Below are 20,792 nucleotides of genomic sequence, written 5' to 3'. Positions count from 1 at the left end.
ATGTATTCGCTTTTAAAATGGAATATAAAATGGAAAAAGGTATTTTACATAGTAATTCTACACTGGTATCGCTTGTTCATAGAATACTTGATATTGTAATCATTGTTGGTGGTTTATGGTTCAGTGTTAAGTTAATTGGCCAACATTGGGAGTTGCAACATTCAACTGTAGCGGTTGTTGCTGTATTTCTGTTTCACTTTACCAGTGAATTAGACCGATTATATATTTCATGGCGTGGACTTTCTTTATTAAAAGAAGTGGGAAAGACCTTCTGGCATTGGTTTGTCAGTGCTTCGGTAATCTTTTTGAGTATTGACTTTTTAGAGCTGAAATACCTTGATTCAGAAAACCTACAGTTTGCTTGGTTTGTATTAACTACATTTTGTTTAATCTCTTACCGCTTATTACTTAGGGTATTTTTAAGGTCATTACGGGCACAAGGGGTTAATACACGTACCGTAGTCATAGCTGGTGCAGGACATTTAGGCCGTAAATTGTCTAAGAGTATTATTGCTAAGTCTGGTTTCGGTTTGGTTTTCGCTGGTTATTATGATGATGCTACTCCGAAAGATGAACTTGTTGCTGCTCAAACTATAGGTAACCTTGAACAGTTAGTTGCAGATTGTAAAGAGGGTGGAATTGATCGTGTGTATGTTGTGTTACCCGCAAAGGCTGATAATCGCATTAAATGGTTAGTGAGAGAGTTATCAGACAGCACCGTGAGTGTGTATATTGTGCCCGATGTATTTACCTATCAATTATTACATTCTAGAAGTGATGTGATTGAAGGCATTGCAACTATTAGTATTTACGACTCTCCAATCGAGGGCAGTAACGTACTGATTAAACGAATAGAAGATATTGTTCTTTCATCTTTAATCTTAATTTTGATTTCTCCTGTTTTAGTTGGGTTAGCACTTGCGGTTAAATTGACCTCCAATGGCCCTGTGTTCTTTAAGCAAAATCGATACGGTATTGATGGTAAGCCGATTAAGGTGTGGAAGTTCCGTTCAATGAATGTCATGGAAGATGGTGGTAAGGTGACACAAGCAACCAAGAATGATGACCGCTTCACTCCAATCGGTCGCTTTATTAGACGCACAAGTTTGGATGAGCTACCGCAATTCATTAATGTGTTACAAGGACAGATGTCGATTGTTGGCCCTCGCCCTCACGCCGTTGCCCATAATGAAGAGTACCGCAGACTTGTCGATGGATATATGTTACGCCATAAAGTAAAGCCTGGTATTACCGGGTGGGCACAAATTAATGGTTGGCGCGGTGAAACTGATACTTTAGACAAAATGGAAAAAAGGGTTGAATTCGATTTGGACTATATTCGCCATTGGTCTTTATTCCTCGATTTAAAAATTGTGTTTCTGACTATTTTTAAGGGATTCGTCAACAAAAATGCATATTAATAATTACAAGGATGATAAGTTGAAAATTGCTGTAGTCGGTACTGGGTATGTTGGTTTATCTAATGCAATTTTGCTTTCACAAAAAAGTAAAGTGATAGCTTTAGATATAGATGAACATAAAGTCACTCTTATAAATGATAAAATTTCGCCAATAGTGGATGATTGCGTTAGTAGTTATCTTAAAAATGAAAAGTTAGACCTTTGTGCCACAACAGACAAAGAGTTTGCAATAGCTAATGCTGACTACGTCATCATTGCAACGCCAACTGATTATGATGTTGAAACCAATTACTTTAATACCACTTCTGTTGAATCTGTTATTAAAGATGTAATGGCAATTAATCCAAATGCGGTGATGGTTATTAAATCTACGGTACCGGTAGGGTACACCGATCGCATAAAGCAGGACTTAAATTGTGAAAATATCATCTTCTCGCCAGAGTTTTTGCGTGAAGGTAAGGCGCTTTATGACAACTTGCATCCATCGCGCATTATTGTGGGTGAAAGCTCTGAACGTGCCAAAATTTTCGCGGATTTATTGGTTGAAGGGGCGGAAAAGCAAGATATTCCTGTACTCTTCACCGAATCAACGGAAGCTGAAGCGGTGAAGTTATTTTCAAATACTTACCTTGCGATGCGTGTGGCTTATTTTAATGAGCTGGACTCGTATGCAGAGGCTCATGGATTAGATTCACGTCAAATTATCGAAGGGGTGGGGTTAGATCCTCGTATTGGCAATCACTATAACAACCCTTCATTTGGCTATGGTGGTTATTGTCTGCCTAAAGATACTAAACAGCTGCTTGCCAATTATCAGGATGTGCCCAATAACATTATTGCAGCGATTGTCGATGCAAATCGTACTCGTAAAGACTTCATTGCAGATTCTATTTTAAAACACAATCCTCAAGTGGTCGGTATTTATCGTTTAATCATGAAAGCCGGCTCAGATAACTTTCGAGCATCAAGTATTCAGGGGATCATGAAACGTCTTAAGGCTAAAGGTATTGAGGTAGTGATATATGAGCCAGTATTAGATGAAGCAGAATTTTTCCATTCAAAAGTCATCAAAGATTTAGCTGGGTTTAAGGCGTGCAGCGACGTGATTGTGTCCAACCGTATGGTGGAAGACCTCCATGATGTGGCAGATAAGGTCTATACCCGCGATCTATTTGGCTCAGACTAACGCTTACTTGTCGTGTTTTAAATTGACAGGGGTGATGAGAAACAGAATAAAAATTTAGTGAAAGGTGTGGTGGGCTTTATCGGCATTGTCTTGGTGGCAAAATTAATCGCAGCTGGCCATCGGGTGATTGGTGTTAATAACCTTAATGACTATTACGATCTTCCGTTTCTTCACAGTGTATGGCTGTTGGGGCATCCCTGCATGGCTCCATTTATCCTTATTAAAATGTTCTTAGAAGGTGACATGCTATAGATATTAATAATAATGATGGTGATGGCGTGACTTTAGCAGTATGGATGATATTGTTGTAGGGGAGGAGCATTATGGATGTTATTTCTCAAAGGGGATGTAGAGTAGGCTCATCGGTAATAAGCGAGGCGGCTTATCATATGGGGCATGGTTAGCCAATTAATAATATGAAGTTTGTGAAAATCATATAAATCGAGCTGGGCATTGAAGCAAAGAAAATTTACAGACCAATACAGCTAGGTGAGCTGTATTAGACATATGCTGATACCTTAGACCTCTGGAGTACAATTAATTTCAACCCTCTTGTTGATATTAAATTTAGACGTTAAACATATTTTATTGATGTAAAAAGTTTTATTTATCTAATTAACATATTTTACGTGTTTCCTGACTTTCAATTTTTCTATATTTATAACATGATCTCTAAAATTAAAGCATTATTAAATGATAGTGAACATCGGCATACTGTGTTGAATTCAATCTTGGCACTTTTTATTCGAGTGTTGGGAGCAGGGATGGCATTTATATTTAACTTGATTATTGCGCGAGAGTTAGGTGCGGAGCAAGCGGGAATTTTTTTTATTGCGTTATCGATCGCAATGTTAATAGCGTCTGTTTCACGCTTAGGGTTTGATGATACCGTATTAAGATTTACTGCAGCAAATAATGATAATCCTTATATAATTAAATCAATTTTGCATTTTTCACTTAGATTTAGTGTGCCTGTTGCAATCTTGTTTACAGTTTTAATATATTTCCTATCCCCTTATATTGCAGGTGCATTATTTAAAAAAAATGAACTAAATAGCGTACTGTCATCAATGTCACCATCAATTGTTGGGTTTTGTATAGTCTATTTATTAGCAATGAGTTTACAGGCCAGACATAAACTTTTGGCTAGTATCCCTTGCCAGGGAATTGCTCATTTTTTGCTTTGTGGTAGTGCAATTATAGGTTTTAATGTAAATAATGCAGAGCAAGCTTCGCTATTATTTAGTTTATCGTTAGGATTATCGGCAATTTTTTTCTACAGGTTAAGTATTCGAGGTCTATCTCATAATGAGCTAGATTTTGATGAACATGACAACTTACCAAAGAGTATAAGTTTGAGAGATATACGGAATAGTGCTATGCCTAATTGGGTTATCACTATAATGTTACATATTGTACAGTGGTCAGCTCCTATATTTATAGGTGTTTATCTTGTTGCTGAACAGGCTGCTTATTTTAGTGTGGCTCAACGAGTAGCGATGTTATCTAGTTTTGTTTTAATGGCTGTTAATTTGGTTGTTGCCCCTAAATTTGCCGCTTTTTGGAATAAAGGTGATATTGAAGGAATACGCACAACTGCATTATTTTCAGTTCGTCTATTAATTTTAAGTGCAATGCCAATAGTATTACTAATGCTTATTTTTCCTGATTTTTTGATGGGTTTATTTGGTGATGAGTTTAAAAAAGGTTCAACTTTACTACAGATCTTGGTGATTGGTCAGACTGTAAATGTATTAACGGGTCCTGTAGGTTATTTATTAACAATGAGTGGAAATGAGCGAGACTTGCGTTTCTCAGTTTTAGTTAGTGGTTTTGGGGTACTGTTTTTGGTACCTATTTTTACTTTCTTTTATGGTGCTATTGGGGCTGCGTTTGTAACCGCATTCTTTGTTAGTATTCAGAATTTACTTGCTGTTGTATTTGTAAAAAAACGACTCGGATTTAATACCTTAAAGTTTTGGAACAAAATATAAAATATCTTTAAATCATAAGGTTATGGTTTTAATGCTTAATGCTTAATGCTTAATGCTTAATGCTTAATGCCTACCACCTACAAAATTTTTTCTTATTGAGGACCGATATGAAAGTTGTTATTCCCGTTGCTGGACTTGGAACACGGATGTTACCTGCGACCAAGGCGATTCCTAAAGAGATGTTGCCTTTAGTGGATAAGCCGTTAATTCAATATATAGTTAATGAATGTGTTATGGCGGGCGTGAAAGAGATAGTGTTAGTGACTCACGCCAGTAAAAATGCCATTGAAAACCATTTTGATACCTCTTATGAGCTGGAATCCACGCTTGAAAAGCGGGTAAAACGTCAGTTATTAGCGGAAATTCAGTCCATTTGTCCACCAGATGTCACCCTTATTCATGTGCGTCAAGGTGAAGCAAAAGGCTTAGGGCATGCGGTGTTGTGTGCTAAATCTTGTATTGGTAATAGCCCGTTTGCGGTGGTGTTGCCGGATGTGATTTTAGATGAATATACCGCAGATCAAAAAAGCGAAAATTTAGCCGCAATGATTAAGCGTTATAAAGAAACCGCTATAAGCCAAATTATGGTTGAGCCTGTACCAGAGCAAGACGTTTCTCAATACGGGATTGCTGATTGCGCTGGTGTTGTGCCTGCTATTGGCGAGTCTACCAAAATTCTTTCAATGGTAGAAAAGCCCAATGTTGAAGAAGCACCGTCAAACTTAGCTGTAGTAGGACGTTATGTATTATCGGAAAAAATATGGGAATTACTCGAAATCACTCCTAGAGGGGCAGGTAACGAAATTCAGCTCACAGATGCCATTGATATGTTGATTGAATCAGACGTTGTTGAAGCCTTTAACATGGCCGGTCGTTCACACGATTGTGGTAACAAATTGGGTTATATGACCGCCTTTGTCGAGTATGGTCTGCGTGATAAAAAACTAGGTCATGAGTTTGAGCAGGCCTTAAAAAGCATGTTAGGCGTTGCTTCTAAAGCGCAAAGCGAAGATAAAGAATCGCTAAATTATGTTGCCTAAATTTGATTTTGTGGCGCTAACATCAAGCCTGACTTGGCGCGAGTTTAGGTCAGCTAACTAGAACTAACAACTAACAATAACCTCTGAGGCCCGTATTCTGCTGGTCTTTTTACTAATAATCATAATATCGATGGACAATAATTTATGAGAACCTCGGCAGTTGTTTTCTCTCTGCTTGGCTGTACTATTTTTCAGGTAAATGGTGCAGAAAGTGTGGTGGGAGAGAGTAGCAAATACATCCATAAATCCTATTCACTACAGGCATTTACCGGGGCATTTAATACTCCTAGTGCAGAGGTTATCGACTATGGTGATTTCGCTTTTGGTTATAGCGATAATTATTACGATCAAGGCCATATTGTTAATAAGCAAGACGGATTTCAACGGGCGACAGATTTAAAGTTTGGTGTGGGATTATTGCCGAACCTAGAAATTGTGGGTCGCTTGGGTACCCGAACCATGGACTGTAATCATTATTTTGATAAGGGTTGTGGCTTTAGGGATCTTTCTGGCTCAATAAAATGGCAGTTGCCTTATATCCCTGAAAATTGGTTTAAGGTTGCCGTTGGTGGCCAAGATGTCGGTGGCTCAGTGATTAAGTCGCAGGCTTATTATGTCAGCGCTTCCAAAGACTTTGATTTAGGCATGCTGGGCGGTATGCGTACTAGTGTTGGGGTCGGGAAATCTGATAACGCCGTTAATTATATGGATGGCATATTTGGTTCGCTTGAATACCAGCCATTAGAGTTTGTGCAATTGGTAGTTGAATACGATGTTAATGCCGTCAATGCGGGACTGAAACTGTTTACCCCTGAAGACTGGCTACCTAAAGGTTGGCAAGTATCTGGTTCGGCACAGCTTTATTCGAGCGATCCTGCGCATAATCAAAAAGATCAATGGTTTGGTGTTAATTTAACTGTGCCTATGGGAACGACTCAGCCTCGTGCGACAACGAGTAAATTAATCCGTTCAGCGACAAGTGTTGAACTTGATAATGACACTTCTTATTCTGGGACAATTAATGAGGTAGTGGAAAATAGTGCTACATCAAAATCTGCTAAAGAGCCAGTTGAAATTGCAGCCATAACTTCTGAGTCAGTTTCTAAATCGGTCAAACATTCAGAATCAAGCTTATCGATTGCTGATGTTCAGGCCTTTGCCGACATCCTTGATGATTATGGCTTTGAGTCAATAAGTATTGGTTTAGACGAGCAACATCGCCTTGTTATTGAGTTTGAAAATAACCTTTATAACCGTAATGAAGATGATGCCATGCAAGAGATGGCAAAGTTAATTGAGCAGCATTTACATACCAATGCCATTGTAAAATTAACTAACTTTGGCTTAGTGGTTAACACAGTAACCTTAGATTTTGATGACAATAAAACAATAACATCGACAAGTTACCCTTCGAGTAAAGATGGCAATTTAGTCTCGCGTTGGCTGATGAATGATGATGTGAATTGGATGGTAAAGAACCAATCAAGTGCACACTTTGTTCCGCGTTTAATCGTTGCACCAGCTTTGGCTTCATTAGTTGGCACTGAGTATGGTTCGTTTGATTATCAACTTCTGATGAGTCTCAACCTGCAAATGTCTTTGTGGCCAGGTGCTTTAGTCGATTTTCGCTATATGACAGATTCTATTTTGGAATCTGATGATTTCGAAAATAATAGCTATATCTATAACCGTTTTGGTATTAAAGAGGGCGTCGATCGTCGCTTATTCCATCAAGCGTTTTCATTGCCATTTAACGTGTTTACGCAATTTTCGTATGGACGGATTTATGGACAGTCAGATGGCTTTTTAAATGAATCTCGCTGGCAGAGTAATAACAGCCTGCATCGTGTTTCTTTCCTTGGTGGTGACTTTGAAACACCATCGGCAACTTCACCTTATGGACACATTCATAATCAACCCATGCTATTGAAATATCGTTACCGATATACACCGTTGAATTGGGATCTTGAATTAACTGCGGGCCAATATTGGGGAGGAGATAAAGGCTTTACACTTCGTTCGTTACATTGGTTTGACAACGTTCAAGTTGGGTTGAAATACCGCCGAACCAAATTTGATGAAACTGATGGTGGCGAGCAAGAAGACTTTTTCGCCATTGGCTTTTCTATCCCTCTTAACTTTAAAAAATCGATGACACCTAAGTATGGTTTCCAGGTAAGAGGCATAGAGCAGTGGAATTACTATGTCGAAACTTCACTGACAGAGAAAAACACCGGTAACCATATCAAATCCGGCTTTGGTCAAGAGCCTGCGTTATACAACAATGTTAACCAAGTTTACTTCAATCGAGATCGTTATTGATGAGTTTTTGATTGACCTGATTGGTCAGTTTTCTAGTTCATACCGTTCGAAAGTTATTAATAACATTAAATATTTTTTAAAATATTGGATGATTTTTATTTACCAATGAAAACAAGCTGCGCTAAGATGAAGCAAAGCATAATAATCAACATTCATTTGAGGGAAAATCAATGAAATATAAACTTCTGGCGATGTGTGTTTCAGCTGCAATTATTGCTGGCTGCCACGATCATAAGGATGATGAGACGATTACCGTAACGCCACCACCGCCACCGCCACCAGCCTCCGTATTAGCAATTCAAGCTTTTGATGGCGCGGTATGGGGTATGGATGCTGAGGCCGTTTGTGACGGTGTTACGATTGAATTGGGTGCGACTGATTATTATGGTTTTGTTTATGGCGAAACTATTACCGATCCCTCTATTTGTTCATTTACTTTCTTACCTACAGAAAATGCTATCGATATTTCTAACGGTAAGGATATGAGCGATGTGACATACAAAGTGCCAGTGGGCTTAGTGACTGCCGATGCCGAAAAAGTGTCTGCTTCGCCTATTTCTACGTTAATTGCAAATACACTCGGTGATTTACCTTATGACGAATCAACCGCCGTTGAAGTGTTGGGCGCATTAGGTTTAAGCAATTTAACCTCTGTGAGTGGTATTTCGATTGCAGATTTCTTGCTTGATGTTGAAGGCAGCTTAGCCACGATTAAAGAAGCCGGAAACGGTGAGCTATTTAGCCAACTTTCTGTTGTTAACGTGGTTTTATCTGATGCGTTGGTTGCGAACGTAGATGTTGACCCTGCTAACTTAGCGACTGCAGCGGCTAACCTTGCAGCTTTGGTATTAGCAGCATATCCAGATTATCCAATGAATGCAGATGGCGAGGAAATTGTCATCGATGTGAAAGAAATCGCTAAAAAGATTGAAGATTTAATCGATCCTGATTTCGATCCACAAAACCCTCCTGGAACAATCGTATTGCCGACACCTAAGCCGACGACGCCTCCAGAAGAGCCTGAAGATCCAAATGAGCCTCCTACCGGTGGTACTGGCGGAACAGGTGGTACTGGTGGTGGCGGTACCGGCGGTTAATCTGTAGCATTTGATATGAGAGCCAGTTGAGAAATCAACTGGCTCTTTTGTTTTCTGTACACTTTATTCTAAAAAGCATTGTTTTAAATAGGGACTATTTGGATTTTCTAAAGTGTATTAATCTAATGGTTCTACTTCATCCTCCTCATCTAGAGCCAAAGTTGTGAGCGGGTTGCTATTCAAATATTGATAGAAGTATTCCACTAACAAAGTATATTCATCTTCGATCAGACCACTATTCATCAGTTTTTCACGAACTGAGCCTAGTAGGCCTTCGCGTTCTGATACATCTTCGAAGTCTTTATCTCTAATATTCTCAAGTTCTGAATCAATAACTTCATCGAATGTTTTGATAATGCTTTTAAGCCAGATAAGGTGTAACTCCATCCCTGAGCGCATAAATATTTCTCCTGATTTTAAAAATTAAAATTATTTATGGTCACCATGACCATGTTATTAACTAAGAGCAGGTGAGGAGAATTTTTAGTGAAAAGGTTGGTGTTCTATAAAATAAATTTTTTAATCATAAAAAAAGCGAGCCTGTCGGCTCGCTAGTAAGTGTTACAAAACATCATCCWATCGATTTGCCCAGTGCTGCTCAGCGAGTTCAAAATATTCAGTAGGGTAGAGACCAAAAATATCCAAGAACTCAGATTTAAACAGCTCACAAAAATGTCTGATCTCTTCCTTCAACAATAAGAGGATGATGTACATCTCAATCCCCTCGAGATATAGAGTAGTGAACTCAGGAAAATCTTCTAGGATAGACTTACTAACGCTTATCCCTAAAATTCTCCCAGCGGTGTCCCTGTGTTGATAAATGTATTGAGAAAACCCCAGTTTGATGGTGCCTTCATCGTCGATTTGGTGGTCGGCGAGTAATAGCACTGTACTGTGGTCTGTCCATGGGCTCTTTGATTTCCTTTGATAGACCCTGACGAATTGTGATTTTTTGTCGCTCATTGCTGTTCCTTGTTTCCTAATGAATGTCCTCCTGGATAACTAGGTTCGCTGGCGGCGAATTATGTAAACATTCCTCTAAAAAGTTCAACATGAGCTCTGCTGTACCCTCATCTAAACCATTTCTTCGGAGATACCTGCGCACTGAAATTAGCAGAAATTCTCGCTCAGTTATCAATTGAAATTCCTGTTCACTCGCGTAGTTAAGCTCTTCATCGATAGCTTTACAGAGTTGTTTGATAATGCAGCTCAGCCAGTTCAGCTGAAGGTTGAAGGATGTGTGACTCATACTCTTTCCTCAATTGTCTTGATGCGACCCTATTGGCCGTATGAGTAGTTAGGTGCGTGGATGGAGAATTGAATGGGTTTGAATAGATTAAAAGGAATTGGGGAAATTGATCTGATCCCACACAAAATCCTATTGGAGAGAGTATCTGTAGATAATGGGGGAAATTCTGTTACAAAGAGATATTAAGCACCTTGAACCCTTAAATCATTACAAAAAGTAATTAAAAGGTAAGCATTTTAACAGCTGATTTGCGTTGTAGGTTTGACCAGAGTTTGACCGGAGTTTGACCATGTTAAAGTATTTAACAATTAAGAACTGGCCACAAAAAAGCCTGTAACTTATTAATAAGTACAGGCTTTTTTGTTTAAGTATTTGGTCGGTATGAGAGGATTCGAACCTCCGACCCCTGACACCCCATGACAGTGCGCTACCGGGCTGCGCTACATACCGATTTTTGCTTAACAGTAAGACATTGGGGTCTGCTAAGACAGGCCGAACTTTATCAACTCAATCAGGCCTGTGCAAGTGTTTAACGCTGTTGTCTTTACTAATTGCTTAGATATTAATCGTCAGACTTGTTAGCCGCTTAATGATTGTAGAATCGGCGGCTTTCACGCATCACTTGGATAAACTCTGGTGCACTGATCTTTTTACGTAAGCGCTTATTGTAATCTTTGTCATAAATACGGTATTTACCATGACGGTCGATCACTGTGATTTCATCTTGCTGATAAATACCAAACACTAAATTGTCACCGACATAGGTCCAGTTGCTGGTACTGGGCTGTAACAGACTGTGGCCTGAACTGTAATCTTGCGGATTGTTGGTACAGTTTAGCGCCTGAGTCATTAAGGTTGGTACTATTCCGTAATGGCTGGTGGGATAGTCGATTAACTTTCTTTTGTTCAGCCCTGGCCAGCTGATCACTAGCGGTACATTAACATTGGCAGGCGATAAATCGGTACGCTGTTGATCGCTATCACTAGTGAACACCTTGCCACTAACGCCTGTGATTAATACTAATGTTTGCTCTGGCAATTCACTCAAAAGGTTTTCTAGTTGGCCATCGATAAAGTTGAGTGATTGACGATATTGATTAAACAAAACCTTTTGTGCCGCTTTGAGAGGCTGTTTAGGTTTTACCGTTTCGATACCCAAGAAGCCAATGGGAGTATCGTAGCTATCAGGGCTTTGCAAATTGATTAAGGCGAACCAAGGTTGCTGCTGAGTTTGATACCAAGTATTAAAGGCGTCGACACTATGGATATCGGCCGAGGCAATGCCGTCAGTTTTATCTTGAGTGTGTTGTTGCAGATCTTGGAAAATGGCACCGGGCACAACATCCTGCATATCAGGAGAAAATAGCGCTAAGTTATAGCCTTGTTGCTTCAACTCTTGAGTAAATACCGGAGAGCGGTAATCTAAATCATGGGCCGAGATATAGCTGCCTTGTAGGCTGTATAGCAAGGAGAACATGCCGCTGGAGTTAATGTTACCGCCGCTGTGATGCTGGCTAAACGAGGTATGTTGGCTGGCATACTGATTTAAAAACGGCATGGTGTGTTCATCTACCATATCGGCTCTAAAGCCATCAATAGTAATCAATAAGATATTGAGCTTATCATCACTGCTGCATTGTAGTGGGGCAATAGGATAGTTGAGTGTGGGTTTGAGATGACTCGCCCTATTATCCGATTGCATTTTCTCAATACCGTGACGCTCCATAAAGGTGCGCGCCGTGGCAGGATAAGATAAAGGATAGATGTCATCCAAACGGGTAATTTCGCTGACGTCGGCAGCATCGGCCCAAATATGGATTAGGTGACTACTGACAAAACAGGCGCCAATAAACAACACTACCTTGTTGCCATAATTCGATTTGCGGATTTTTTCGATGCGTTTCCACAGAAAATTCGCTGCCGTCAGCTCTAAGATCAGTATTCCTAACGGCGTGACAATATAAGAGGTGCCTTGCAGCAAGGCGTTTAAGTCTGCCCAAGCTATATCGAAAACGAAGGGGCTTAAATGCAGGCCGTAATCATCATAGATAATGGTGTCATACAATAAGATACACAGGCCGAGAGTGGCTGCGATGGCCGCTAAACCTCTGAGGATTTTGGAATAGGGCAAGATCAAGCTGATGGGAAATAACACCACCAGATAGACGATAAAAGCCAGAAAACTAAAATGACCTAAGGTGCTAATGGTTAAGTAGCCCCAACCAATCCAACTCTCTGGTGCGCCCACAGTCTGAATATAACGGACACCAACAATCATAGCTAAGAAGCCATTGAAAAAGGCAAACCAATGCCCCCAACTGACTAGACGAGAGACGCGATCACGCCCCATCTCTTTTTTACGCTCGATCATAGGGATCCGTTATTGATTGAAAACCATTTAATTTTAAATATTTTATAACCGACTTTGCCAGTTTTTTACGAATAAAAACAGCATTTTTAGACGTAAACAACAAATCAGCTTACGCTTTTACCGATTGAGTTAGGGCTTTGGCAAACTGTTCGGCAACTTGGCATCGAGCGGCTTCAGGCACGCGGCGGGTCAGTAGATCGGTCACACAATTACCCAATACCATTAGGCCAAGATCGGTTGGCGCTTGATGTTTATCGAGTACCGCAAGCATTTCAGCGATGATAGCTTCGACTTGCTCGTTAGAATATTTAGATTGAATAGCCATATTTGAAATTTTTTCACTTTAATTTGAAATAGCAGCATATAATAGCGGATTTCTACCATTATCACTATCGAGGCTTATGAGTATTCACGTCGAACAAGCAATTATTCACGCTATTTCTCAAGATGGCGAAGGTCAATTGAGCTGTCGTTTGCGTCCGCAACCACTATTAAACAGCCAAGCCGTAGAAACCATGCTCGAAGAGCTACACCAAACTTATACCACCAAGGCCGGTAAAGGTTTTGGCCATTTTGGTACCCATGGTGATGATGGTGAAGCAAATCCACAGTTTAAAGATTCGTTAACTGAATATCGCAATGGCAACCTTGGCTTTGTGGAATTTTCAGCAGCGGCGGGTAAATTACTGCAAGAAGAACTGGCTAAGTACGATTTTAGTCAAGGCGGCTTCCTGTTGATGGCTTGTTATACCCACATGACCAGTGACTATCTGTTTGTTTCTTTATTGAATGCCAAATCATCGATGACGGTATTAGATGATATGGAGCTGTCGCAAAATACCCATTTGGATCTGAATAATGTGCAGTTGGCTGCGCGTATCGATTTGACTGAGTGGCAAGCCGATCCTGATTCACTCAAATATATCTCTTTCGTTCGTGGCCGTGCTGGTCGCAAGGTCGCCGATTTCTTCCTCGATTTTATGGGCTGTGTCGAAGGGGTAAATCCTAAAGTACAAAATAAACAGCTGATGAATGCGGTTGAAGATTTTGTCGCCAGTAGCGAACTGACTAAAGATGAGCGTCAACAGTGTCGTGAGAAAGTGTTCGATTACTGCACTGAGCGCTGCGAAACTGGAAATGATATACAACTAAAAGATTTAGCCGACGAGCTGGCTGACTCAGGTATGGATTCATTCTACGATTTTGCCAGCGGCGGCGAATACGAGCTTGAAGATGAGTTTCCAGGTGACAAGCCTACCTTACGTCAGTTGAAGAAGTTCTCTGGTACTGGCGGTGGTGTGACGTTAAGTTTCGATGGTCAGCATCTTGGTGAACGAGTGATCTATGACCCTATTTCAGATTCGATTCTGATCAAAGGGGTGCCTGCAAACTTAAAAGATCAATTGGATCGTCGTTTAAAAGGCGGCCAATAACTAAATTTAGGCGAGTCAAACAAAGACGCCCTCATGGGCGTTTTTTGTTGCTTAAAAATTTTACCAATCCCCTTGTTGTTTTAGGCAAAAGCCGTCTAGGATTTTTTAATCGCCCGGACTTGATTGCTTGCTAAAATGGCTCAGATGATGTGAAATCGTCACTTAAACGTTTTTTAGTCCGTTGGCCAGTTGCCGATGGGACGAAATAGGGCAGACTGTACTTCTGCCTAGGAGATTAAATGCAACTTTTTGTTAGAGATTTAACCGTTATCGACTTTTCCTATTTGTGCCCAATCAGAGGCATGGTGGGCGAAAGTTGGATAGTGGATGTGTTACTCGATGGTGGCCTGGATGAGCAAAATATGGTGCTCGATTTTGCCAAAGTTAAACGCACTATCAAAGACACCATAGATAATGTCGCCGATCATCGATTATTGATCCCTACTGCCTGTTCTGAGGTGCGTTGGCAGCAACAAGGCGACCGAGTGTGGATGGATTTCAACTCTCTTCAAGGCGATATTCACCTTGCCTGTCCAGCCCAAGCTTTTGCCTTGGTGCCTACCGAAATTATTGATTTCGACAGTGTTAACGCCTTCTTGCAAAAAGCCCTGCGTGAAGCCTTACCCGATAACGTCAATGGCATTGCGCTAACCTTGCGTAACGAGCTGCATGACACGCCGTTTTATCATTATTCTCATGGTTTAAAGAAACACGATGGTAATTGCCAACGCATCGCTCATGGACATCGCAGCCCGATCAATGTATTTGAAAATGGTGTAGCCGCGCCTAAATGGGATGAATATTGGAGCCGTCGTTGGAAAGATATCTATTTAGGTTCTGCCGATGACTTAGTCGAAATCGACGAGCTTGAGCTTTCGCCGCAAACTGTAGTCAATGAAGAGACACATTACGGTTTCCACTATGTTGCGCCGCAGGGCGATTTTCAGCTGGCAATGCCTAAAAAACGCTGTGAAATCATTCCCCATGATACGACTGTGGAACTGTTGGCTGAATTTATTGCCAACACCTTAGTAGAACAAGCACCAGATTCCTCATTTAAAGTGATCGCCTATGAAGGCGTTGGTAAGGGTGCGATTTCAGTCAAAGGCTAGGCCGAGAAAACCCTATTAATGCAAAGGAGTGGTTTTGAAAAAACGAGCAGTATTAAGCAGTCTGTTAAGTTTGATTTTGTGTGGCACGGCGATGGCCGATGTCACTTTGCAGGGCAAGATGGAACAAGGTGCGTTGATTCGTGCTAAAACCACTCCGGGAACCCAAGTTTTTCTGAATGACAATCCGATTAAAGTGACTCCTCAAGGGGAATTTGCCTTTGGCTTTGAGCGCGAAGCTGAGCTAACTCAACAGCTAAAATTGGTTTATCCCGATGGCTTAACTCAGATTAAACCTCTGACGATTGCTCAGAAGCAATACAAGATTGATCGAGTTAATGGTATCGCTAAGAAGATCATGAAGCCGGCTCCTAAAGCGGTAGAACGTGCTGCAAGGGACAGTAAGCAAGTAAAAGCAGCAAGAAATCATTTTTCTGAGCAAACCGCTTTTGCTCAAGATTTTATCTGGCCATTAACCGGTAGGATCTCCGGCGTGTACGGTAGTCAGCGAGTGTATAACGGTAAACCTGGAAATCCACATTATGGTGTCGATGTCGCAGCCAAAACCGGAACTATTGTGGTCGCTCCTGCAGATGGGGTGATAAGCCTTTCTGTGGCCGATATGTTTTACTCTGGCGGCACTATGATCATAGATCATGGGTATGGTGTGAGTTCCAGTTTTTTGCATTTAAGCAAGCTGTATGTCAAAGAGGGTGACACAGTCAAACAGGGACAAGCCGTGGCTGAAGTCGGCGCGACAGGGCGGGCGACCGGCCCACATTTAGACTGGCGCATTAATTGGTATCAGATGCGACTCGATCCCGTCACGATAGTGCCTTCGATGGCAAGCGTGTTGAAACAAAAATAAGCTAGGCTTCCTTCTTTAAAGCGACCACATTGATGGTCGCTTTGTTGTTTATGGGGTATTGACATAGCGATATTAAGAGAGAGCAGGCGGAGGTGATCTAATCCTGTGCGGCTGACGTATCTGTAGTATTGCTTCAACCCGAGAAATATTGTGATAGAAAAAGCCCAGTATATTGCCACAGGTCAAACAACGAATCGTCAGTTGGCGGTATTTCCTTTGCCACTGTTTATTTTACCCGATGGTATACAGCGTCTACGTATTTTCGAGCCTAGATACCTTTCTATGGTGGCGGAGTCTGTTGCCAACAGCGCAACGACCTCTGGTGCAATATCAACTGAATCGTCAACCGAATCATTGCTGTCTGAGAATGACCCAGGTCTTAAACCACGCTTAGAAAATCAAGCCGTACCTTCGTCAGGGTTTGTGATTTCCCGTTTCGATGACAGCTTACCTTTTAAAGTACCTAACTGGGGAACTCGAGTTGAAGTTATCGATTTCCATGCGGGTGAAGATGGCATCTTAGTTATCGATGTTAAAGGCATGCAACTGGTTAATTTAAGTCAGTTTTATTACCGCACTGACAAATTGTTGATAGCCAATGTCGATATGAGATCGCATTGGACAGAAGCAGAGAAGGATGCGGAAATCTTGGCGATCAGTGATGCACTCCAGCAAATCTTCGAGCAACATCCCGCACTCGCAAAGCAATATCCTCAGCCTCGTTTTGATGATCCGATTTGGGTTTGTAGTCGCTTTTTAGAAGTATTACCTTTATCTTTGAATGAAAAGGAAAAATTTATTCAGCCCAATAGGTTCCACGCACTTAAAACCTTTTTGTATACCTACCTATTTGGTAACGATAATAAAAATTGATCCATTTGCTTTTGGCTTACGTAATGCTTTGTATACTTCAATGATGGTTGGTTTGAGATGCAGCAGAGTGTGAGTAAAAGCGATCCAAACAGGGAGAGCGCAATTATTGCCAGTCAAACCGAGTCAGCGGCTAGGGAAGTGCCCACGGAACTGTCTCATTGGTTGAATTTAGTGGCCCAACATCGTGATAAACAGGCATTTACGGCTTTGTTTCAATTTTTTGCACCCAAAATAAAGCGTTATGGCGTGCAGCAACTTAGCAATGAGGCTCAGGCAAGTGAACTGGTACAGGAAACGATGACTAATGTTTGGCGTAAGGCGCATCTTTATCATGTTAAAAAGGGGGCGGCGACCACTTGGGTTTATACCGTGATGCGTAATGCCTGCTTCGACATGCTTAGGCGAGTAAAAGCTAAGAATGAACAAAATCTCGGTGATGATATTTGGCCCATCGATCAGGCACAGCTTGATAGCGAAGCCGATGTTGAGCATTTCGCCGATCATTTAATGGAAAAACAGATGCTCAGTTATGTCGATTCGCTTCCTGAAACTCAGCGAGCCGTGGTTAAAGGCGTGTATTACCAAGAGTTGTCTCAAGAGCAGTTGGCGCAACAATTAGGGGTTCCAATAGGAACCATCAAGTCGAGATTAAGGTTGGCGCTTGCCAAGTTGAAACTGCAAATGGAGGAAGATAATCATGATTAAATATCATCCTACATCTGAGGTATTACAGCAATTTGTTTGCGGTGAGTTGCCTGCGTCGGTATCGGTTATCGTTGCCAGTCATGTTGAGATGTGTAGTGAATGCCATCAACGAGTGCAGCAATTCACTTTGCAGCAGGCCAACACGGTTTTCGAATTGGTCGATGATCAATTCAAACCGACGCTTGATGATTCACAAACTTTGATGCCGTTAACCGATGATGCTCTTGCCATGATAGATACCATCACCGATGAGCCTGCCCAAGAGTTTTCAACCAAAGTTCAAAGAGTGAATGAGATTGAAGTCGCGGGTAAGCGGATTAATTTGCCACAAGCCATGAAATCGATTGGCCTTAAAGAGTGGCAAGGTTTAGGTAAGTTGTCGCGTTCACGTTTAGCGTTGGATGATGGTGATTTACGCGCTAGCTTACTACATATCGACAAAGGTGGCAGTGTGCCGACCCATACCCATAAAGGCTTTGAGATCACCTTGCTGTTACAAGGTAGCTTTGCAGATGAGATGGGCGTATATCATGCCGGTGATTTTATCTGGCTCGATGGTAAACACACTCATCAGCCGACCACCAGTGAAGGTTGTGTCTGTCTAACGGTATCGAGTGATGCTATCCATTTTACCCAAGGGGTAAGTCAGTTACTTAACCCGATTGGGCGATTTATTTATTAAATCAAAGTCGAATTTGGTAGGTAATCGTGATGACATATCAGCCTGAAAATAAGCTCAAAATAGGCATTAGTGCTTGTGTGGTGGGCCAGGAAGTGCGATTCGACAGAGGTCATAAACGCTCGAGTTTTTGTATGGAGCAACTCAGTGACTTTGTCGAATTTAAACCGGTTTGTCCTGAAGTTGCTATTGGTTTGCCTATCCCCAGAGCCAGTATCCGTCAAATCATTAATAATGGTGTCATCACAGTTTCACGTCCCGACGGTAGTGGTGACGTCACTGATAAACTAACTCGGTTCGGCCAAGAGTCAGCTAAAGGTTATGGCGATTTAGCCGGGTTTATCTTCTGCGCGAAGAGCCCCAGCTGTGGCATGGAGAGAGTTAAGGTGCATCACCATCATGGAAAAGGCTCGGAAGCGACGGGCGTTGGGCTGTTTGCCGAACAAGTGATGCAGCTTAATCCCTTGTTACCCTGTGAAGAAAATGGTCGGCTGAATGATCCCATTATTCGCGAAAATTTTATGACGCGTATTTTTACTTATCAGAAATGGTTAGATTTACAAGCTGAAGGCCTGACGAAACATAAGCTTATCGCGTTTCATAGCGCGCATAAGTACTTGGTGATGAGCCATCATATTGAAAGTTATCGTGCTTTAGGTCGACTATTGGCAAGAGCTGATATCGAGCTAGACTCGTTAGCGCAGCAATATATTGCAGGTTTGATGCAGGCACTGAAAAATAAAGCCTCTAGACGTAGCCACACCAATACATTACAGCACCTGCAAGGTTATTTTAAGCGCCAATTAGATGAAGCCCAGCGTAAAGAGTTATCTGATGAAATCATTGCTTATCATAAGGGGCTTTCACCGCTGTTGGTACCGCTGACCTTGATAAAACATCACCTTAATAATCATCCTAATGGCTACCTACAGCAGCAGGTTTATTTAAATCCTCATCCGAAAGAGTTGAAACTGAGGTACGGCTATTGAGTGCGATTTATTGGCTGCGCCGTGATGTACGTTTACATGACAATCCTGCTTTGTGTGAGGCCATTAAAAACGGTGCGACAACCGCATTGTTTATTACCACTCCGAAACAGTGGCTGCAGCATGATGTTGCGCCAATAAAGGCTGATCTATTTCGCCGCCATTTAAATCAGTTTGCTACCGAACTCCAGCAGCTCGGCATGCAGTTAGTTTATCTTCATAGTGACGATTATACCGAGCAGGCTAAGTTACTGGTCGATTATTGCCGCCAAAACCATATCGATAAGGTCATAGCAAACAGTGAGCCAGAGCTTGATGAAATGCACCGTGATAAAACTGTGGCAGAATCTATCTCACTCACTTTATTCCAATGTGACACCATACTGCCTCCAGGGAGCGTACTAAGTCAGCAGGGCAGTATGTTTAAGGTGTTTACCCCATTTAAAAATGCTTGGCTTAAACGATTAAGAGAAGTTGGAGTTGAGTGTGTTGCCACTCCTCGTGTTGCCGAGCATCAACAAGCCGATAATAGGATTCAATTGAACAGCTTGCTAAGTGAGCTGTTACATAATTCACAGACTTTCAGTAATCAGAATAGTAACGAGAGTATCGAGCAGAAGAGTGACTCGAGCGCTTGGCCATTAAGTTCGCAGGTGATGAGCCAAGTTATCCCTTCGTTTTGGCACCATAAACTACTGGACTATAAAGATAAGCGCGATATTCCTAGCATTAAAGGGACCTCGGGTTTGTCGCCTTATTTGGCGATAGGTGCTATTAGCTCACGTTGGTTGGCGCTGCAGTTAATTCAGACACATCCCGAAGTGATCTACGATACTCAGCATGCAGCCTTTGCATGGTTGAACGAATTGATTTGGCGCGACTTTTATAAACATCTGTTGTTTCATTATCCAAACTTGATAAAAGGTGAATGCTTTCAGCCCAGATATCAGCAGATAAAGTGGCAGAATAGCACTGATGATTTTAATGCCTGGTGCCAAGGTCGTACTGGTTATCCCATTGTCGATGCCGCGATGAAGCAGCTATTGCAAACGGGCTGGATGCACAATCGTTTGAGGATGATCGTCGCCAGCTTTTTAACCAAAGATTTGTTGATTGACTGGCGTTGGGGTGAACGCTTTTTTATGCAGCACCTAATTGATGGTGATTTCAGCGCCAATAATGGCGGCTGGCAGTGGGCGGCCAGTACAGGATGTGATGCGCAGCCCTATTTTCGTATTTTTAATCCCATCACTCAGAGCCAAAAATTTGATCCTAACGGTAATTTCATTCGTAAGTATTTACCTGAGCTAACTGAGGTGCCTGATAAACATATTCATTTTCCTCATGAGTATTTGACTAAAAATGGCATGGACAATCGCTATTGTCCGCCGATAGTCGATCATAAGCAGGCGAGGTTAGCAGCGTTAGCGTTATATCAAGCATATTAGGATAACAACAT

19 protein-coding genes and 1 tRNA gene are annotated in these 20,792 nt (G+C 41.5%); 15 read left to right on the top strand and 5 right to left on the bottom strand.

Annotated elements, in window-relative coordinates; genetic code table 11:
- Positions 1–29: 29 nt before the first annotated feature.
- The 7 genes from L1D21_RS09085 (at position 30) to L1D21_RS09055 (ending at position 9,060) form a co-directional block, all read left to right on the top strand.
- Positions 30–1,421, top strand: a complete 1,392-nt coding sequence (locus tag L1D21_RS09085) for an undecaprenyl-phosphate glucose phosphotransferase (protein ID WP_239844910.1) — start codon at positions 30–32, stop codon at positions 1,419–1,421.
- 19 nt (positions 1,422–1,440) lie between these two features.
- Positions 1,441–2,607: a nucleotide sugar dehydrogenase gene (locus L1D21_RS09080; protein WP_239844909.1), complete on the top strand. Its 1,167-nt coding sequence runs from the start codon at positions 1,441–1,443 to the stop codon at positions 2,605–2,607.
- A gap of 57 nt (positions 2,608–2,664) precedes the next feature.
- The gene (locus L1D21_RS09075; RefSeq protein ID WP_239844908.1) at positions 2,665–2,859 is read left to right on the top strand and encodes a hypothetical protein; all 195 of its coding nucleotides are present in this window, start codon (positions 2,665–2,667) and stop codon (positions 2,857–2,859) included.
- 413 nt (positions 2,860–3,272) lie between these two features.
- A complete protein-coding gene (locus L1D21_RS09070) occupies positions 3,273–4,601 on the top strand; it encodes an oligosaccharide flippase family protein (protein ID WP_275658945.1) in 1,329 nt (442 codons plus the stop codon).
- A 107-nt stretch (positions 4,602–4,708) separates the two neighbouring features.
- Positions 4,709–5,641 carry a UTP--glucose-1-phosphate uridylyltransferase GalU gene (galU, locus tag L1D21_RS09065; RefSeq protein ID WP_239844906.1) on the top strand — a complete coding sequence of 311 codons (933 nt, stop codon included), beginning with the start codon at positions 4,709–4,711 and terminating at the stop codon, positions 5,639–5,641.
- A gap of 144 nt (positions 5,642–5,785) precedes the next feature.
- Positions 5,786–7,963 (top strand): YjbH domain-containing protein, encoded by a 2,178-nt coding sequence (locus L1D21_RS09060; RefSeq protein ID WP_239844905.1) that lies wholly within the window; start codon positions 5,786–5,788, stop codon positions 7,961–7,963.
- 170 nt (positions 7,964–8,133) lie between these two features.
- On the top strand, positions 8,134–9,060 hold the full coding sequence (locus L1D21_RS09055) for a hypothetical protein (RefSeq protein WP_239844904.1): 927 nt from the start codon (positions 8,134–8,136) through the stop codon (positions 9,058–9,060).
- A 117-nt stretch (positions 9,061–9,177) separates the two neighbouring features.
- Here the strand turns inward: L1D21_RS09055 and L1D21_RS09050 are convergent, their stop codons facing one another.
- The 5 genes from L1D21_RS09050 to L1D21_RS09030 all read right to left on the bottom strand — a co-directional run bounded on the left by L1D21_RS09050 (position 9,178) and on the right by L1D21_RS09030 (position 13,005).
- Positions 9,178–9,459 carry a hypothetical protein gene (locus tag L1D21_RS09050; RefSeq protein WP_239844903.1) on the bottom strand — a complete coding sequence of 94 codons (282 nt, stop codon included), beginning with the start codon at positions 9,457–9,459 and terminating at the stop codon, positions 9,178–9,180.
- A 162-nt stretch (positions 9,460–9,621) separates the two neighbouring features.
- Positions 9,622–10,023: a hypothetical protein gene (locus tag L1D21_RS09045; RefSeq protein WP_239844902.1), complete on the bottom strand. Its 402-nt coding sequence runs from the start codon at positions 10,021–10,023 to the stop codon at positions 9,622–9,624.
- Between the two features lie 659 nt (positions 10,024–10,682).
- Positions 10,683–10,759 (bottom strand) — tRNA-Pro (locus L1D21_RS09040).
- Positions 10,760–10,895: 136 nt separating this feature from the next.
- Positions 10,896–12,680, bottom strand: coding sequence for a DUF3413 domain-containing protein (locus tag L1D21_RS09035; protein WP_239844901.1), 1,785 nt, complete (start codon positions 12,678–12,680; stop codon positions 10,896–10,898).
- A 109-nt stretch (positions 12,681–12,789) separates the two neighbouring features.
- A complete protein-coding gene (locus L1D21_RS09030; protein ID WP_239844900.1) occupies positions 12,790–13,005 on the bottom strand; it encodes a YejL family protein in 216 nt (71 codons plus the stop codon).
- Positions 13,006–13,081: 76 nt separating this feature from the next.
- On the opposite strand from L1D21_RS09030, the gene yejK reads away from it, so the two are divergent.
- The 8 genes from yejK (at position 13,082) to phrB (ending at position 20,781) form a co-directional block, all read left to right on the top strand.
- Complete coding sequence (gene yejK, locus L1D21_RS09025) at positions 13,082–14,113, top strand: nucleoid-associated protein YejK (RefSeq protein WP_239844899.1); 1,032 nt, start codon at positions 13,082–13,084, stop codon at positions 14,111–14,113.
- Between the two features lie 239 nt (positions 14,114–14,352).
- Entirely contained in the window at positions 14,353–15,225 is an 873-nt protein-coding gene (locus L1D21_RS09020) for a 6-carboxytetrahydropterin synthase (protein ID WP_239844898.1), read from the top strand.
- Between the two features lie 91 nt (positions 15,226–15,316).
- A complete protein-coding gene (locus L1D21_RS09015) occupies positions 15,317–16,090 on the top strand; it encodes a M23 family metallopeptidase (RefSeq protein WP_239844946.1) in 774 nt (257 codons plus the stop codon).
- 150 nt (positions 16,091–16,240) lie between these two features.
- On the top strand, positions 16,241–16,963 hold the full coding sequence (locus L1D21_RS09010) for an LON peptidase substrate-binding domain-containing protein (RefSeq protein WP_239844897.1): 723 nt from the start codon (positions 16,241–16,243) through the stop codon (positions 16,961–16,963).
- Between the two features lie 57 nt (positions 16,964–17,020).
- Positions 17,021–17,668, top strand: a complete 648-nt coding sequence (locus L1D21_RS09005) for a sigma-70 family RNA polymerase sigma factor (protein ID WP_239844896.1) — start codon at positions 17,021–17,023, stop codon at positions 17,666–17,668.
- Complete coding sequence (locus L1D21_RS09000) at positions 17,661–18,350, top strand: ChrR family anti-sigma-E factor (RefSeq protein ID WP_239844895.1); 690 nt, start codon at positions 17,661–17,663, stop codon at positions 18,348–18,350. Before L1D21_RS09005 ends, L1D21_RS09000 begins: the two co-directional genes overlap by 8 nt.
- A 29-nt stretch (positions 18,351–18,379) precedes the next feature.
- Positions 18,380–19,336 carry a DUF523 and DUF1722 domain-containing protein gene (locus L1D21_RS08995; RefSeq protein WP_239844894.1) on the top strand — a complete coding sequence of 319 codons (957 nt, stop codon included), beginning with the start codon at positions 18,380–18,382 and terminating at the stop codon, positions 19,334–19,336.
- Positions 19,333–20,781 (top strand): deoxyribodipyrimidine photo-lyase, encoded by a 1,449-nt coding sequence (phrB, locus tag L1D21_RS08990; RefSeq protein ID WP_239844893.1) that lies wholly within the window; start codon positions 19,333–19,335, stop codon positions 20,779–20,781. The genes L1D21_RS08995 and phrB overlap by 4 nt, the downstream gene beginning before the upstream one ends.
- Positions 20,782–20,792: the final 11 nt, after the last annotated feature.

This window comes from Shewanella sp. Isolate11 (genome assembly GCF_022398315.1).
In the GTDB taxonomy this organism is placed as follows: Bacteria; Pseudomonadota; Gammaproteobacteria; order Enterobacterales; family Shewanellaceae; genus Shewanella.
Note: the sequence above shows the minus strand (reverse complement) of the source record. Positions and strands in the feature narration are given on the sequence as shown.

Excerpts from the sequence above, each read along its gene's own strand:
- L1D21_RS09070 (WP_275658945.1), top strand. The coding sequence starts at position 3,273 with ATGATCTCTAAAATTAAAGCATTATTAAATGATAGTGAACATCGGCAT.
- L1D21_RS09055 (WP_239844904.1), top strand. The coding sequence starts at position 8,134 with ATGAAATATAAACTTCTGGCGATGTGTGTTTCAGCTGCAATTATTGCT.
- L1D21_RS09020 (WP_239844898.1), top strand. The coding sequence starts at position 14,353 with ATGCAACTTTTTGTTAGAGATTTAACCGTTATCGACTTTTCCTATTTG.
- L1D21_RS08995 (WP_239844894.1), top strand. The coding sequence starts at position 18,380 with ATGACATATCAGCCTGAAAATAAGCTCAAAATAGGCATTAGTGCTTGT.
- L1D21_RS09035 (WP_239844901.1), bottom strand. The coding sequence starts at position 12,680 with ATGATCGAGCGTAAAAAAGAGATGGGGCGTGATCGCGTCTCTCGTCTA.
- L1D21_RS09015 (WP_239844946.1), top strand. The coding sequence starts at position 15,317 with ATGGCCGATGTCACTTTGCAGGGCAAGATGGAACAAGGTGCGTTGATT.
- galU (WP_239844906.1), top strand. The coding sequence starts at position 4,709 with ATGAAAGTTGTTATTCCCGTTGCTGGACTTGGAACACGGATGTTACCT.
- L1D21_RS09050 (WP_239844903.1), bottom strand. The coding sequence starts at position 9,459 with ATGCGCTCAGGGATGGAGTTACACCTTATCTGGCTTAAAAGCATTATC.
- L1D21_RS09060 (WP_239844905.1), top strand. The coding sequence starts at position 5,786 with ATGAGAACCTCGGCAGTTGTTTTCTCTCTGCTTGGCTGTACTATTTTT.
- L1D21_RS09030 (WP_239844900.1), bottom strand. The coding sequence starts at position 13,005 with ATGGCTATTCAATCTAAATATTCTAACGAGCAAGTCGAAGCTATCATC.
- L1D21_RS09000 (WP_239844895.1), top strand. The coding sequence starts at position 17,661 with ATGATTAAATATCATCCTACATCTGAGGTATTACAGCAATTTGTTTGC.
- L1D21_RS09005 (WP_239844896.1), top strand. The coding sequence starts at position 17,021 with ATGCAGCAGAGTGTGAGTAAAAGCGATCCAAACAGGGAGAGCGCAATT.
- yejK (WP_239844899.1), top strand. The coding sequence starts at position 13,082 with ATGAGTATTCACGTCGAACAAGCAATTATTCACGCTATTTCTCAAGAT.
- L1D21_RS09085 (WP_239844910.1), top strand. The coding sequence starts at position 30 with ATGGAAAAAGGTATTTTACATAGTAATTCTACACTGGTATCGCTTGTT.